The sequence below is a fragment of the Streptomyces olivochromogenes genome (genome assembly GCF_021538895.1).
Classification (GTDB): Bacteria; Actinomycetota; Actinomycetes; order Streptomycetales; family Streptomycetaceae; genus Streptomyces; species Streptomyces olivochromogenes_A.
The window spans coordinates 24,759-38,123 of record NZ_JADDRL010000057.1 but is presented as its reverse complement, the minus strand read 5'-3'; the positions used below and the strand labels follow the sequence as shown (position 1 = coordinate 38,123).

At 71.3% G+C, this 13,365-nt stretch carries 15 protein-coding genes; 9 read left to right on the top strand and 6 right to left on the bottom strand.

Annotated features, from left to right (window positions below):
- Positions 1 to 85: 85 nt before the first annotated feature.
- Positions 86 to 721, bottom strand: coding sequence for a hypothetical protein (locus tag IPZ69_RS26665; protein WP_235457045.1), 636 nt, complete (start codon positions 719 to 721; stop codon positions 86 to 88).
- A 281-nt stretch (positions 722 to 1,002) separates the two neighbouring features.
- Here IPZ69_RS26665 and IPZ69_RS26660 point away from each other — a divergent pair, with 281 nt between their 5' ends.
- From IPZ69_RS26660 to IPZ69_RS26640, 5 genes are all read left to right on the top strand, one after another.
- Positions 1,003 to 1,545 (top strand): RNA polymerase sigma factor, encoded by a 543-nt coding sequence (locus IPZ69_RS26660; protein ID WP_235457044.1) that lies wholly within the window; start codon positions 1,003 to 1,005, stop codon positions 1,543 to 1,545.
- A gap of 85 nt (positions 1,546 to 1,630) precedes the next feature.
- Entirely contained in the window at positions 1,631 to 2,458 is an 828-nt protein-coding gene (locus tag IPZ69_RS26655) for an anti-sigma factor family protein (RefSeq protein ID WP_235457043.1), read from the top strand.
- Positions 2,459 to 2,522: 64 nt separating this feature from the next.
- On the top strand, positions 2,523 to 3,395 hold the full coding sequence (locus tag IPZ69_RS26650; RefSeq protein WP_235457042.1) for an ABC transporter ATP-binding protein: 873 nt from the start codon (positions 2,523 to 2,525) through the stop codon (positions 3,393 to 3,395).
- Positions 3,392 to 4,927, top strand: a complete 1,536-nt coding sequence (locus IPZ69_RS26645) for an ABC transporter permease (protein ID WP_235457040.1) — start codon at positions 3,392 to 3,394, stop codon at positions 4,925 to 4,927. Before IPZ69_RS26650 ends, IPZ69_RS26645 begins: the two co-directional genes overlap by 4 nt.
- Positions 4,924 to 5,622: an ABC transporter gene (locus tag IPZ69_RS26640; protein WP_235457039.1), complete on the top strand. Its 699-nt coding sequence runs from the start codon at positions 4,924 to 4,926 to the stop codon at positions 5,620 to 5,622. Before IPZ69_RS26645 ends, IPZ69_RS26640 begins: the two co-directional genes overlap by 4 nt.
- Positions 5,623 to 5,753: 131 nt before the next feature.
- Here IPZ69_RS26640 and IPZ69_RS26635 read toward each other — a convergent pair whose 3' ends face one another.
- Positions 5,754 to 7,235 (bottom strand): MDR family MFS transporter, encoded by a 1,482-nt coding sequence (locus IPZ69_RS26635; RefSeq protein ID WP_235457038.1) that lies wholly within the window; start codon positions 7,233 to 7,235, stop codon positions 5,754 to 5,756.
- Positions 7,236 to 7,326: 91 nt separating this feature from the next.
- On the opposite strand from IPZ69_RS26635, the gene IPZ69_RS26630 reads away from it, so the two are divergent.
- Positions 7,327 to 7,896 (top strand): TetR/AcrR family transcriptional regulator, encoded by a 570-nt coding sequence (locus IPZ69_RS26630; protein ID WP_235457037.1) that lies wholly within the window; start codon positions 7,327 to 7,329, stop codon positions 7,894 to 7,896.
- A gap of 116 nt (positions 7,897 to 8,012) precedes the next feature.
- Positions 8,013 to 8,309: a hypothetical protein gene (locus IPZ69_RS26625; protein ID WP_235457036.1), complete on the top strand. Its 297-nt coding sequence runs from the start codon at positions 8,013 to 8,015 to the stop codon at positions 8,307 to 8,309.
- 63 nt (positions 8,310 to 8,372) lie between these two features.
- Here IPZ69_RS26625 and IPZ69_RS26620 read toward each other — a convergent pair whose 3' ends face one another.
- Positions 8,373 to 9,362: a helix-turn-helix transcriptional regulator gene (locus tag IPZ69_RS26620; protein ID WP_235457035.1), complete on the bottom strand. Its 990-nt coding sequence runs from the start codon at positions 9,360 to 9,362 to the stop codon at positions 8,373 to 8,375.
- A gap of 93 nt (positions 9,363 to 9,455) precedes the next feature.
- Between IPZ69_RS26620 and IPZ69_RS26615 the strand changes: the two genes are divergently transcribed.
- Together IPZ69_RS26615 and IPZ69_RS26610 are read left to right on the top strand one after the other, a co-directional pair.
- Positions 9,456 to 9,854, top strand: coding sequence for a VOC family protein (locus IPZ69_RS26615; protein ID WP_235457034.1), 399 nt, complete (start codon positions 9,456 to 9,458; stop codon positions 9,852 to 9,854).
- 253 nt (positions 9,855 to 10,107) lie between these two features.
- Complete coding sequence (locus IPZ69_RS26610) at positions 10,108 to 10,536, top strand: ankyrin repeat domain-containing protein (RefSeq protein ID WP_235457033.1); 429 nt, start codon at positions 10,108 to 10,110, stop codon at positions 10,534 to 10,536.
- 3 nt (positions 10,537 to 10,539) lie between these two features.
- Here the strand turns inward: IPZ69_RS26610 and IPZ69_RS26605 are convergent, their stop codons facing one another.
- The 3 genes from IPZ69_RS26605 to IPZ69_RS26595 form a co-directional block, all read right to left on the bottom strand.
- The gene (locus tag IPZ69_RS26605; protein WP_235457032.1) at positions 10,540 to 10,953 is read right to left on the bottom strand and encodes a hypothetical protein; all 414 of its coding nucleotides are present in this window, start codon (positions 10,951 to 10,953) and stop codon (positions 10,540 to 10,542) included.
- Positions 10,954 to 11,109: 156 nt separating this feature from the next.
- Positions 11,110 to 12,675 (bottom strand): carboxylesterase/lipase family protein, encoded by a 1,566-nt coding sequence (locus IPZ69_RS26600; protein ID WP_235457030.1) that lies wholly within the window; start codon positions 12,673 to 12,675, stop codon positions 11,110 to 11,112.
- A 15-nt stretch (positions 12,676 to 12,690) separates the two neighbouring features.
- Positions 12,691 to 13,329, bottom strand: a complete 639-nt coding sequence (locus tag IPZ69_RS26595; RefSeq protein ID WP_235457028.1) for a GOLPH3/VPS74 family protein — start codon at positions 13,327 to 13,329, stop codon at positions 12,691 to 12,693.
- Between the last annotated feature and the right edge of the window lie 36 nt (positions 13,330 to 13,365).

Sequence of the window (13,365 nt, the reverse complement as noted above, 5' to 3'; positions counted from 1 at the left end):
AATGGCCCCGGTGGCAACCTCCGCGGCTGAACGTCACCGTGGATCGTGGAGGATGAACCGTGGTCGCTGAAGATCCTTCCGATCATTACCGAGGGTCCATTGACCGGAGACGCCGGACGGCGCGCGCCATGCGCGGTTCACGTCGACCTGCCCAACGACGCCACTGCCGGGCGAATTGCCGTCCTGGTCCCGCTGCCCCGGGCACCGCACTACGCAGGGATCCGTCCGCATGCCGAAGCGCGATCTCCCGGTAGAGGACGTTGGCGTCGACCTCTTTGGCGAAGACGTAGGCGTCTTCGAAGAAGGGGAAGACGACACGGCCGCGCTTGGCACGTTCGGCCTCGATGTAGGGCTGCATCGTCTCCCAGGTCCTGATCAGACGATGTTGCGCGAGGCTGAGCAGGATGACGGGATTGGTGAGATCGAATCGCAGCATGATCGCCACTGATTCATAGACGATGCCAACGTTCCACAGACGGTAGTTGGCCGGATAGGGCAACCCCTCGATTCCGTTCTCAGGGCCGTACTCGTGCGGAAGGTCGCTCAGCACCCACAACTGGTCCTGCTGGAAAGCAGCGTCCCTGACATGGGTGAGCAGCAGTTCGGTGGTCATGGACAAATCGCTGTCCGCTCTGGCACGCGCCACTTGGCGGGAGATTCCCCACGTGGACGCCACCACGGCGACGATGGACAGGACCAGCGACACCAGATTGAAGACCACGAAGCCCCCTCAACGTGTGAAACCCCACGACACATCTACCGCATTGAGGGCAAGACTTCTTCCTTGCAGGAACCCACCCTCTCAACGTCCACAAGCCTCTCGTCCGATCAGCGCACCACCCCCGCGCACCACCCCTTACGGCCTCGGATCACCAAGGCGGATCCACACAGGACACCACAGAGCCCCAGGTCAGCGGCATGATCGAGGGCCGGGTGGAAAGCGGCCGGAAAATTGGACGCGATTTCGTGAACCGATCGGCGGCGCCGGTCCGATGAGGAGATGTGAGCGAGACGAGAATCGACGGGGACCTGCTGCGGGCCATCGCGGCGGATCGGGACCGGCGCGCCTTCGAGGAGCTGTACCGGCGTTACGCCCCCTGGCTGACCACACGCCTGCGCGGCCGCTGCGCCGACGCCGGGGTCGTCGACGACGTCGTCCAGGAGACGTTCCTCGCGATCTGGCGGGGCGGAGCGCGCTACCGCGAGGACGGCGACGTGGCCGGGTGGCTGTGGCGCATCGCCTCGCGTCGGCTGGTCGACGCGCTGCGCGGCGACGGAGCGCGGGGACGGCTGCGGCACGCGCTGGCCCGGCTGCGGCATCGCGACGAGGCGTCCGCCGAGGATCGCGTGCTCGCGGGGGTGGAGCACGGGGACCTGGCGGGCGCGCTCGTCCGGCTCTCTCCGGAACTGCGGGCGGTGCTCCAGGCGACGGTCATCGACGGGCTGACGACCCGGGAGGCGGGCGTCCTGCTCGGTATTCCGCCGGGCACGGTCAAGACGCGGGCGATGCGCGCCCGAAAGCAACTGCGGGAGGCACTGGCATGACGGGGTTCGTGCGCGCCGAGGGCGTGCGGCCGATGTCGGGTGTGCGGCCGGTGCGGGCCGCCGAGGAGAAGCGGGGGGTGTCGGCATGACATGGCATGTCGCCGAGGACGATCTGCGTGCGTATGCGCGCGGGGAGTTGGCGCCGCCGCTGCTGTGGTCCGCCGACACCCACCTGGCCGCCTGCGCGGACTGCCGGGCGCTGCTGGCCGAGGCCTGGGACCCCGTTGCGCTGGACGCGGCCTGGGAGCGGCTGGACGCCGAACTGGACGCGCCACGGCCGAGCCTGTTCGAACGGCTCCTGGTACGGCTCGGGATGGCGGACCACACGGCGCGGCTGCTGGCCGCGACGCCGGTGCTGCGCCGCTCGTGGCTGACGGCGGTGGTCTCGTTGCTGGCCGTGTCGGTACTGACCGCCCGTTCCGGTCATTCGACCACGACCTTCCTTGCTGTCGCCCCGCTGCTGCCGCTCGCCGGGGTCGCCCTGTCGTACGGGCCCGTGCTCGATCCCACCCACGAGATGGCGGTCGTTTCGCCCATGCACGGTTTTCGCCTGCTGATGATCCGGACGGTCGCCGTGCTCGTCGCCGTGCTGGGCCTGAGCGGTGCGGCGGCCCTCGCCCTGCCCGCGTACGGGCTGGATGCCCTCGGATGGCTGCTGCCGGCCCTCGCGCTCACCGCGACCGGGCTCGCGCTGACCCCCAGGCTCGGACCAGTCCTCGCGCCGTCCGTGACCGGTGGCGCGTGGGTCGCGCTGTTGCTGGCGGCCCACGCGTACCGAACCGGCGCCGACCAGGTGCTCGTGCCGTTCACCGCGGCCGGACAGGGCGCGGCGGCGGCAGTCGCCGTGCTCGCCGCCGGGCTGCTCCTCCTGGTCCGTGACCGATTCGACCTGTCCCCGAGCGGTGCCCGATGACCGCGCCCGTTCCCCGTGTCCGGCTTCTTCTGCCTCTGTTCCGTCCGTTCCCCGGGAGTACTCTGTGACCGCCTCGGCCCCTGTCTCCGTCTCCGCCTCCGGACTCAGTCTGTGCTACGGCGGCACCCGTGCCCTCGACAACGTGTCACTCCGGCTGACCCGAGGGGTCACCGGGCTCCTCGGGCCCAATGGCGCGGGCAAGACGACCCTGCTGCGGGTCCTCGCCACCGCCGTGCCGGCCGACCGGGGCGCCTTCACCGTGCTCGGGCACGACCCGGCCACCGCGCGGGGCCGACAGGAGGTACGGCGTCAACTGGGCTACCTGCCGCAAACCCCGGGCCTCCACCTCGACTTCACGCCCTTCGAGTTCGTCGACTACGTGGCGATCCTGAAGGAGCTGACCGACCGGGCCGCACGGCACCAGGAGGTACGGCGGGTGCTCGGCGAGGTCGACCTCGCCGACGTGCGCGGCAAGCGCATCAAGAAGTTGTCCGGTGGTATGCGGCAGCGGGTGGCGCTCGCCGCGGCCCTGGTCGGCGACCCGGGATTCCTGGTGCTGGACGAGCCGACCGTCGGGCTGGACCCCGAACAGCGCATGCGTTTCCGGGAGTTGATCGCCGCCGCCGGCGAGAGCCGCACGGTGCTGCTGTCCACCCACCAGACCGAGGACGTGGCCATGCTCTGCCACCGCGTACTGGTCATGGCCGGCGGCCGCATCCGCTTCGACGGCACCCCCGCCGAGCTCAGCGCACGGGCCGCCGGACGGGTGTGGAGCAGTAGCGAACGCGATCCCGGCGCGAAGGCGGGCTGGCGCACCGGGACGGGCACGTTCCGCAACGTCGGCGACCCACCCGAGGGCGCCGACCTCCTCGAACCGACTCTGGAGGACGGCTATGTACTCACCCTCGACGGCGACCGCGCGGAGGTGACGGCATGACAGCGCTGGTCGCAACGAAGGCCACCCCGGCAGCCGCCACGCGCTCCGCGTCCCGGGGCTCCCGGGCGGCCGTGTTCGCCCTGGCCCGCTTCGAGACCCGCAGGCTGCTGCTGCGTGTCCCGGTCGTCGTCGCCCTCGTCGGATACGGCGCCTGGATCGGGTGGCGCACCCTGCGGCCCCAGGACGACTACCCCGCCCTGCAGGACGTCGACCGCGCCACCCAGAGCGGTCCGCTGTTCGTCGGCCTCGTCGCGCTGCTGTGCGCGAACCAGGCTGCGCTGCGCTCCCTGCGCCGGGACACCGAACGCCACTTCGGAGTGCTGGTGCTCTCCCCCGCACACCGTACGGCGGCGCATGCGCTGGCTGTCGTACCGCTCGCGCTGCTCACCGCGGTCGCTGTGGCCGCCCAGTTCGGCTGGGAGGCCCTCAAGCCCGGTGTGGTCGGGCGGGGTTCGGTGGCCGAGTTGCTGGCCGGGCCACTGACGGTGCTGGTGTTCGGGGCGATCGGGGTGCTGCTCGCGCGGCTGGTGTCCTCGGCCGTGGCGGCGCCGCTGCTCGTCGGGGTGTTCTTCCTGCTGTTCGTGGGCGGCATGTACCCCTCCGCCGGGCGGGAGACCGGAACCGCCTGGCTGGCACCGGTGGTCAGCGGGACCGGCGCCCAATCCCTCCCCTCCGCCCTGCTGGGCCGCCCGGCCGGTTGGCATGCCCTCTACCTCGCCGGCCTCGCCCTGACCGCGGCCCTGCTCGCCGTCCTGGTCGCCGGGGGCGGCCGTGCCCGGACCCTCCAGGCCGCCCTCGCCGGCGCGCTGGCCCTGGCCGTGCTGGGCGGGGTCGCCCAGACCGGCGGCATCCCCGCGGTGACGACCGCGGCCCGGATACGCGCCTCGCTCACCCCGGAGCGGGACCAGACGTGTGTGCTGCGCGGCCGCTCGGACTACTGCGCCTTCCCCGAGTGGACACCGCGCATCGGTGACTGGGCGCGGGTCGCCGAACGGGTCCAGTCCCTCACAGGAGGCAGCGCGCGTGGGCAGCACCTCCTCGTAAGGCAGCGGGTGGAGGCACGGTACGGCCTCTTCGACGACGCCGCGCTCGCCCCGTCCACCAACCCGTACCAGGTGACCGTGGGCACCTCCTGGGGCGGCAACCGCGTCCCCGAGTTCTCCACGGCCGTGGCCTCGGTGCTGGTCGCGGGCAACGAGAAGGCGGGGAGTGGCCTTTGCGACGGCCGGATGGTCACCATCATGTGGCTGTCCCTCGCCTGGCAGCCCAGCCCGGAGTCCGTCCTCCGCCACGTCCGCCTCGACGACAGCCTGTCCGGCTCCGCGGTCGTCATCTCCCGGACCGAGCCCCTGACCATGACGGCGGGCCAGACCAAGGTCGTGCGCGCGCTGCTCCACCAGCCCTTCTTCAGCGTCGCCGCGAAGGTGAAGGCGCACTGGACCGAGCTGACATCGCGGGGCGTCACGACGGCCCGTGCGGCCGAACTGCTGGACGTGCCCGCCCGCATCGGGCCGGACAGGTGCGACGCATGAGGCGGGTGATGACGCGCCGGGTGGCCCTGGTGCTGGCGCCCGCGGTCTGGCGCACCCTGCCGTGGCGGACGCTGGGCGCGACAGGGACGGTGGGTCTGCTGCCGGCCGCGCTCTGCCGCCTGCTCGGCGCCGAACCCGGCGGCTCGTCCGCTATGGGCCTGCTGAGGTTCGCCTCGCTCGCCCTCACCCTGGGCGCCGCCTTCCTCCTGGACGACACGGCCCGGCACACGACGGCCCCGGTCCCGACGGGGCGGGCTGTCCGCACCGTGCTGCGGGTGGTGCTGGTGACGCCCGTCGCCGCCCTGTGGTGGACGGCCGTACTCCTCTTGGTCACCGGCCCGGCCGGGCCTTCGGCCGGGGACGTCACCCTGGAGGCCGCGGCGGCCTCCGCGGTCGCCGTGGCCGCGGCGACGCTCGCCGTACGCCACACGGACAGGACGGACCCCGGACGCACCGTGGCCGTCGGCCTCGTCAGCGCCGCCATCCTCGTGCCCGTGATGCAGCCCAGCCGCTGGGCGCTGTTCGTCTGGCCGGCCGACCCGCGGTGGGCCGCGGCCCACGAGCGGTGGGGGTGGGTGCTGGCGGTCGCGGTGGTGGTATGGGGGTTGTCGCTGCCGGAACCGCGCACGCGCCGGTCGCTGCGGCTGGCAGTCACGTCTCCGTGCGGCACGTCCGCTCCCTCTGGTGGGCGGTGATCCCCACCTGACAAGGACGACGGCGGATGGCCACGACTGGCTATCAGGAGCCGCCCAAGGAATGGGTCAGCTTGGTGGCTCGTCCTTCTCGGCCTGCCTGTGTGCCCCTGGCGCGGCAGACAGGCGAGGAACTAGACCTCAACGGCGGCCTCGGCTTCGGCCTTGTCGGCTGGAGCCACTGGCTCGGGGCGGCCGGGCAGGAGCAGGCAGAGCGGGACGGCGACGGCGGTGAAGGCCACCGCCCACCAGAAGGCGTCGTCGAAGCCGGCGGCCAGGGCGCCCGGGGTACGGGCGTCGCCGGTGCTCTGCTGGAGGGCGACGGCGAGGACGGCGATGCCCACCGAGCCGCCGAGCTGCTGGGCGACGCGGGTGATGATGCTGGCGTCGGGGATCTCCTCGTAATCCAGGCCGACATAGGCGGCGCCGCTGAGCGCGATCATGGCGGCGCCCAAGCCGATACCACGGACGAGCAGCGCGGCCATGAGCAGCACCTCGCTGGTCTCGGCGGTGACGAAAGCGAACGGCACGCTGGCCGCGGCGACGACGGCGAAGGCGGCGAGAGCCACCCAGCGGGGGCCGACGCGGTCGGTGTACTTCCCTGCCAGGCCGCGTGCGAGGAGCGCGCCGACGCCCTGCGGTATGAGCAGCAGTCCGGCGCCGAGGGCGTCCTCGCCGCGGACCTGCTGAAAGTACAGGGGCAGCAGCATCATCGCCCCGTACAGGGAGATGCCGCCCAGGAAGAGCAAGGTGGAGGACGAGGCCACCGCGCGGTGGCGGAAGAGCCGCAGGTTGACCAGGGCGCCGGTGGTGCGCGTCAGTGCCCGGGCGGTGAAGCCGCCGACCAGGGCGAGGCCGCCGATCAGCGGGACGAGGACCGTGGCGCTGGCGAACCCCGCGCTTTCCTCGACCCGGGAGAGTGCGTAGATGAGAGCGGCGACGCCCGGCGAGAGCAGGAGCACGCCGATGACGTCCAGGCGGGCGCGGGGGCCGTCGGGTGCGGGTCGGTCGTCGGGCAGGTTGCGCCAGGCGAGCCGGCCGCCGACGACGCAGAAGGGGATGTTGACGAAGAACAGCCAGCGCCAGTCGGCCAGATGCAGGATGAGGCCGCCGAGGACCGGGCCGAGGATCGGGCCGAGCGCGGTGGGCACGGTGATGATGGCCATGACCCTGCCGATGTTGCGGCCTTTGGCGGCCTGCATGATCAACGTGGCTGTGAGCGGCATCATGATGCCGCCTCCGATGCCCTGGATGACGCGGAAGGCGATGAGGCCGGCCGCGTCCCACGCCAGCGCGCTCAGGACCGAGCCGAGCAGGAATACGCCCAGGGCCGCGATCCACAGACGTTTGCCGCCCAACCGTGACTGGGCCCATCCGGCGAGCGGGATGGTGACGAACACCGCCAGCAGGTAGCCGGTGCTCACCCACTGGATGGTGGACAGCGGGGCGTCGAGTTCCTTCGCCAGGTCGTTGAGGGCGACGCTGACGATGGTGGTGTCGAAGACGACGGCAAGGGCGCCCACGATGACGGTGATCGCCAAACGCCATACGGCGGGGTCCACACGATCGGAGTCCGCCGCCGCGGGCGCGGATCCGGTCCCTTTGGGAGTGCTCACGAACAGCCACCTTAAGATATAGCGGTCTATCTTACGGGTGGCAGACTAGGGCGCTAGAATAAGAAAGGCAAGTCTTTCTAAGGAGGGGTGGATGCCCGAGCGACGCCGCGGAGCGGCACTGGAGAAGGCTCTCCTCGACGCGGCCTGGGAAGAACTCACGGAGACCGGCTACGCCAGGTTCACCATGGACGCCGTCGTTCAGCGCGCGAGCACCAGCCCGCCCGTTCTCTACCGCCGTTGGTCAGACCGCGACGCACTCGTCCGGGCAGCCATCGTGCACACCCTGAAGGAGCACCGCCTCGACGTTCCCGACACGGGAAGCCTGCGGGAGGACGTCCTCACCCTCATGCGGGAGATCAACGCCACCCGTGTCCAGCTCGTCACCGTCATGAGCGTGCAGCTGGCCGGCTACCACCAGGAAACGGGCGCCAGCCCCGGTGACCTGCGCGACCCCCTCGCGACGGGGCGCAAGGAGGCCCTCGACACGCTCTTCGACCGCGCCGTCGACCGCGGCGAGATCAAACCGGAGCTCCTCACCGAACGCATCAAGTCCCTCCCCTTCGACCTGCTGCGCCACGAATTCCTCACGACCTTCGCCCCCGTGCCCGACCACGTCCTCGTAGAGATCGTCGACACGGTGTTCCTCCCCCTGGTCCGCTGACCGCAGCGGTCTTGTGCTGTCGACGCTGTGCCGTACGGCGCCCCCGCGGCCCGTAAGTCCAACACCTGCCGGTGATCACGCCACTGCTCACGATCGCGTTCAAGTACCGTGCCGACATGGCAAGGAAGCGACGGCCGTACTGGCGCACCCTCGGGACACCGACGACCCTCGTCCTGTACCGGACCGCCGACAGATGGCGGTACGCCGTCTACTTCACCGAACCGGCCGGCGTCGCCGACGGCGCACTCACCGATCCCGCCTCCTCGTCCGAGCCGGGCACGGCGCAGGCAGCCCTGCTCCGGACGGCAGAGGAACTCACCCACAGACAACTCGGGGTCCTGTGGCGCGAATCCGATCAACCGGACTGGTGGACCGGCACGGTCACCAGCGCGGGCCCGCGTCCGCTTGCCTAAACCCGGCGAACCCTCGCGGTCAGAGCACCAGCTGTGCCATCTCATGACAGCGGTTCCTCGCTGTCAGGCTCGGCGGGCATAGGACGTGAGGCGATCGGCGAACGCGATGACGAGGTCGCGCAGTTCATCGGGGCGCTCGATGACGAACGGCCGGTCGAGTGCGGCGAGTACCGGAGGCAACCAGTCGAGCCTCTCCGCCCGCAGCTCGACGCGAAGCCAGCGCTCGGCCGCCGGGTCCTGGCCGGCCGCGGGCTCGTGCTCTTCCAGGCTCGCGACGCCGGCGGGAAGGTGGGCGCGGATCTGCCCGACCGTCCCGTGGATCCGCAAGGTCACCTCATGCCGGTACTCGGCCGTGGCGAACCCTGACAACACGCGCTGTGCCGGAGCGGGACCCACTGGCGCTTCGAATGATCCGGGCAGGGTCCGCGCGTCCGCGATGCGATCGAGCCGGAAGGTTCGGTCCTCGCCAATCTGGGCGTCCTTGCCCGTGACGTACCACCGGCCCGCATGGGCGACGATCCCGTACGCGTGCAGCGTGCGCTCGCTACGCCGTCCGTCACGGTCGGTGTAGCGGATCGAGACCGGTCGGTGGTGGCGCACCGCATCGGCGATGGTGAGCAGGAGCCCGGCGTCCGGGGTGACGAACTCGCCGGGCTGATCCGTGAAGGCGAGAGCTTCCAGGAGGGTGTCGAGCCGACGGGCGATGTGCTTGGGCAGCACCCGCCGGATCTTCGCCGATGCCGTCTCGCTTGCCGTGTGCTCCGTCGTCGTCAACCCTGCTCGGCGGCCGGCGACCAGGCCGAGCAGCACGGCCAGCGCCTCGTCGTCGCTGAGCATGAGCGGGGGCAAGCGGTACCCGGGGGCGAGGCGGTACCCGCCGTAGCGGCCGCGCACCGATTCCACGGGCACGTCGAGGTCGATCAGCTGGTCCACATACCGGCGCACGGTGCGCCCTTCGACGCCGAGCCGGTCGGCGAGTTCGGCCATCGTCCGGGTGCCGCCCGACTGCAGCAGCTCCAGGAGTGTCAGCACGCGGCCGGTGGGTCGAGGCATGTCCGCAGCCTAACGCGAATAGAGGACTGATTCTGTCCACTATTTCTCCTAGCCTGCGACGTGCACGCCTCCAGCACAGCCAAGGAGATTCCCATGGACTTCGTCTCGATCCGCATCATCACCGGCGACGTAGCGCGCCTCGTCGACTTCTACGAGCGAGCCACAGGGGCGCGGGCGACGTGGGCCACCGAGGACTTCGCCGAACTCAGGACCGCGGGCGCCACCCTCGCCATCGCTGGCACCCGCACGGTGCCGCTGTTCGCCCCGGGCTCCGCCCGCCCTGCGGACAACCACAGCGTGATCACCGAATTCCTCGTCGACGACGTGGACCGCGTTCACCAGAACCTGACCGGCTTCGTCACCGACTTCGTCACCGGGCCCACCACGATGCCCTGGGGCAACCGGTCGCTCCTGTTCCGCGACCCCGACGGCAACCTGGTCAACTTCTTCACCCCCGTCACCCCGGCGGCCATCGAAAAGTTCGCACGCTGACACCACGCACAGCCGCTCACGCGGGAGCCCTGAGATCCCAAGGCTCCCGTTGAACGCGGCGGCCGAGCCCCGGAGCGCCACCAGCAGGGGGCATCGGAACGCACCGCTGCCCGAAGGACGTATTACGGGACGCTCACCCGCGAGTGGGCGTACGTCCACGACTACACAAGCGCGCATGAACGCCGCGTCGCACTCGCGGAGTTCGTGAACTACTCCAACCACGAGCGGCCGCACGCAACTAGCCTCGCCGACTATGAAGCAACGGCAGCAGAAGAAGCTCTCCCGTCGTGTCTTCGAGGCGACCCTGTCGGGTAACGCCACTGGCGTGAAGGCCCTGTTGCACAGTGGAGCGAGCCCGGAAGGAAGGAACAACGAAGGCACCACGCCTCTATACCTGGCATCGGTACAGGGAGCAGCCGAAGTAGCCCGCTTGCTCATGGCGGCCGGTGCCTCCCCCGACACAGAAAGCAGCGGCCCCGGCTCGGAGGGCACACCGTTGTGCGCAGCCGCTTGCTGGGGACACACCGACACTGTCCGGGAACTGTTGGCGCACGGCGCCGACCCCAACCTGCGCGAAGAACACGGCACAGGTTGGTCCCCACTGGACTGGGCGAACAACGGGCCCCACCCCGATACCGCCGAATTCCTCGTAGCGGCAGGGGCCGAACCAACGCGCCGCTGACGGTTAGCAGTTGATGGGCGGGTTCCCGGAAGCGACTCGGCAGAAGTCCGACCCGAGGCCGCCGTCGACGGTGCCGGCGTTCGGGCCGACGGAGATGAAGTCCCCGTCGGCGCCGCCGAGGATGCTGCCGTTCGCCGTGGTACCGGCGTGGGCCGTGATGGAGTCGCTGCCGGCGCCGCCGTCGACGGTGCCGGCAACCGTGCCGTTGATGACGATGTAGTCGGTGCCGCCCAAGCCGTTGACGCTGTCGCCCACGGCGAGGGCGCCGCAGCTGATGTAGTCGGCACCGGCAGTACCACTGACGGTCGTACCGGACACGGGACTGCCGTTGACCGTACATGAGGTCAGGGCTTGCGCAGGCGTCGCGGTCAGGGCGAGGGGTGCGGCCACGAGGGCGGCGGCGCAGAGTGTACGCATCGTGTGTCTGATCATGCAGTAAGTCGTTCATGGTGACTTCATGATCACAATTGTGCGGCATTGGTGACTCTGCCGTCCGGGGCAGTCTGCCACCCGGACGGGCCACCGGGACTGGCGGTCAAGTGCTCGGGTTTGGGCAACGACCAGCGCCCGCCGTCACCCGATGGCATCCCAGAACGCGCAGTGGTGGCGGGACTGCGCCGTGCGCGTGGGGACGATGTGGTCCGGCGCCAGGGACAGTACCGATTGCCGGGTCCAGTGCGGCAGAGTCGGGCCGTTCGGGTCGGCGGTGCGGGCGAAACCGGTCCAGTAGTCGACCATGGTGTCGGCCAGCCGGTGTTGTGCCGCGGTCAGGTCGCGGGGGCGGCCGCCCAGGTCGAACAGGTAGGGCAGTTCACTCGCGTGCGGTGCGCCGAGCGGGAACGGCGGCGTGCCCGGGGTGAGCGGCGGGGCGTGCTCGTCGGCGAACTCGTAGCGCCAGACCGGTACTTGAGCGGCGAGCAGGCTTTCGGTACGCGCCGTCGGGCAGGCGAAGTTCGCGTCGCCGATGACCGCGCCGAACACCGGGCCGCCGTCGGTGCGGTGCACCGGGTACTCGCGGACGATCGCCTTGGCCTGCCCTGGGGAGGGGAAGAAGGTGGCCGCGACGTCGGGCCAGGAGTCGGGGGTGACGGGGTAGCCGGCCTGGATGATTCCGGCGGCCCAGCCGTTGCCCTCGTCGTGGTTGTTGCCGATGAGGACCGGGACGCGGTGGAAGCGGCCGGCCATGATCGCCGCTGCTGGGTCGTTGGGCAGCAACGGGGTTGCATATGCGGGCTGTTGGTCGGTGCCCTGGGCGGCCAGCAGACGGGAGACGTGCACGCGGCGCAGGCAGGCCATCACGTCATGGGCGGAGCCGCAGCCGACCTTTGTCGCAAGGTCCACGCCCGCGGCCCGCGCCGTGGAGAGCGGGACGGAGGACGGGGCGAACGGATGATCGGGGCGGCCGGTGCACGGGCCGCTCTCGATGATCGCCCGGTCGAAGAGGCCCGCGGCGGCGGGTGAGGCGAGCTGGGCGCAGACGCTGTAACCGCCCGCCGACTCGCCGGCCAGCGTCACATGGTGCGCGTTGCCGCCGAAGGCGCCGATCTCGGCGCGGACCCAGCGCAGCGCCGCCTGCTGATCGGCCAGGCCGAAGGTGCCGGAGCCGGGCAGCCCGCTGTGTGCGAGGAAGCCCAGCGCCCCGAGGCGGTAGTTGACGGTGACGACCACGACGTCGCCGCGGGTGGCCATGCGGTGGCCGTCGTACGAGCTCCCCGCCCCGGTGGTGAAGCCGCCGCCGTGCAGCCACACGATCACCGGCCGGGGGTGTGCCGGTGCCGCGCCGGCGGGCGTCGTGACGTTCAGGTGGAGGCAGTCCTCGTCGATGCTGCCGCCGGGCACCTCGCCGAACGGCTGCGGACAGGCGCTCGCGGGCCGGGTCGCGTCGCGTACCCCCGACCAGGGGGTGGCGCGGTGGGGCGGTGCCCAGCGCAGCCTGCCGACCGGGGGTGCCGCGTAGGGGATGCCCTCGAAGGTGCGGTAGCCGTCGTGGGCGGCGCCCCGCACCAGGCCGTCGTGCGTGAGGACGGTCGTGGCAGCGGTCTGCCGGGCGGGCTGTGCCGGTGGGGCTGTGGACCAGGCCGTGGCGAGTACGGCGGTCAGGGCGCAGCCCAGGGTGGTCAGGACGCGGTGCGTGGTCATCGTCTCCCCGTTCGGTCAGCTGCCGCCCATGCCGCCCTGCGCGGCGATCATGGTGGTCGGCAGCGCGCGTACAGCTTTCTCCAGGCCGGGCCCGAGGGCGGCGAGAGTCCCCGTGCAGGCGTCGATGCGGGCCCGGAAGGTCTTGTGGTCCTGCCGGGAGACGACCGGGTGAACGCCGCCCGCGGCGGCCAGCGCGAGCAGTGCTGCGTTGGCGACGGGAATCTCACGAACGGGGCCGTCCCCCTGCAGCGCCGCGGACACGCGCGCGTGCAGGGCCGCGGGAACGGCGCGGTCCGTCACGGTCAGCCGCCGTTTGCCGAAGCGGGTGCGGGGGGCCTTCACGGTGAGGAGGCCCGCCGCGGCGAGCCGGTCCTCCACCTCCGTCAGGGTCCGCTTGCGGTGGCTGCGCATGAGGTGCTTCCAGCCGTGCCCGGCGGCGGCGTCGCGCAGCACGCCGTCCAGGACGGGGTCGCCGGTCGGCCGGGTGCCGGACACGGTGACCGTGCCGTCGTCCTCCCCCAGCCGGCCGCGCAACGCGAGGTCGACCAGGGCGGCAGCGCGGATCAGCAGCTCCGCGCGGGAACGGTCGTACGGGCCTTCTGCCGCGTCGTCGTGGGCGAGCAGATACATCAGGCAGGCGAGGTCGTCGTTCACACCTCGACGCTATGGCCGGCCATCCCGGCCACGGAT

What these genes read in the sequence shown, in the direction of transcription:
- IPZ69_RS26655 (WP_235457043.1), top strand. Translation starts at nt 1,631, where the DNA reads ATGACATGGCATGTCGCCGAGGACGATCTGCGTGCGTATGCGCGCGGG.
- IPZ69_RS26645 (WP_235457040.1), top strand. Translation starts at nt 3,392, where the DNA reads ATGACAGCGCTGGTCGCAACGAAGGCCACCCCGGCAGCCGCCACGCGC.
- IPZ69_RS26640 (WP_235457039.1), top strand. Translation starts at nt 4,924, where the DNA reads ATGAGGCGGGTGATGACGCGCCGGGTGGCCCTGGTGCTGGCGCCCGCG.
- IPZ69_RS26630 (WP_235457037.1), top strand. Translation starts at nt 7,327, where the DNA reads ATGCCCGAGCGACGCCGCGGAGCGGCACTGGAGAAGGCTCTCCTCGAC.
- IPZ69_RS26625 (WP_235457036.1), top strand. Translation starts at nt 8,013, where the DNA reads ATGGCAAGGAAGCGACGGCCGTACTGGCGCACCCTCGGGACACCGACG.
- IPZ69_RS26620 (WP_235457035.1), bottom strand. Translation starts at nt 9,362, where the DNA reads ATGCCTCGACCCACCGGCCGCGTGCTGACACTCCTGGAGCTGCTGCAG.
- IPZ69_RS26615 (WP_235457034.1), top strand. Translation starts at nt 9,456, where the DNA reads ATGGACTTCGTCTCGATCCGCATCATCACCGGCGACGTAGCGCGCCTC.
- IPZ69_RS26610 (WP_235457033.1), top strand. Translation starts at nt 10,108, where the DNA reads ATGAAGCAACGGCAGCAGAAGAAGCTCTCCCGTCGTGTCTTCGAGGCG.
- IPZ69_RS26605 (WP_235457032.1), bottom strand. Translation starts at nt 10,953, where the DNA reads ATGCGTACACTCTGCGCCGCCGCCCTCGTGGCCGCACCCCTCGCCCTG.
- IPZ69_RS26600 (WP_235457030.1), bottom strand. Translation starts at nt 12,675, where the DNA reads ATGACCACGCACCGCGTCCTGACCACCCTGGGCTGCGCCCTGACCGCC.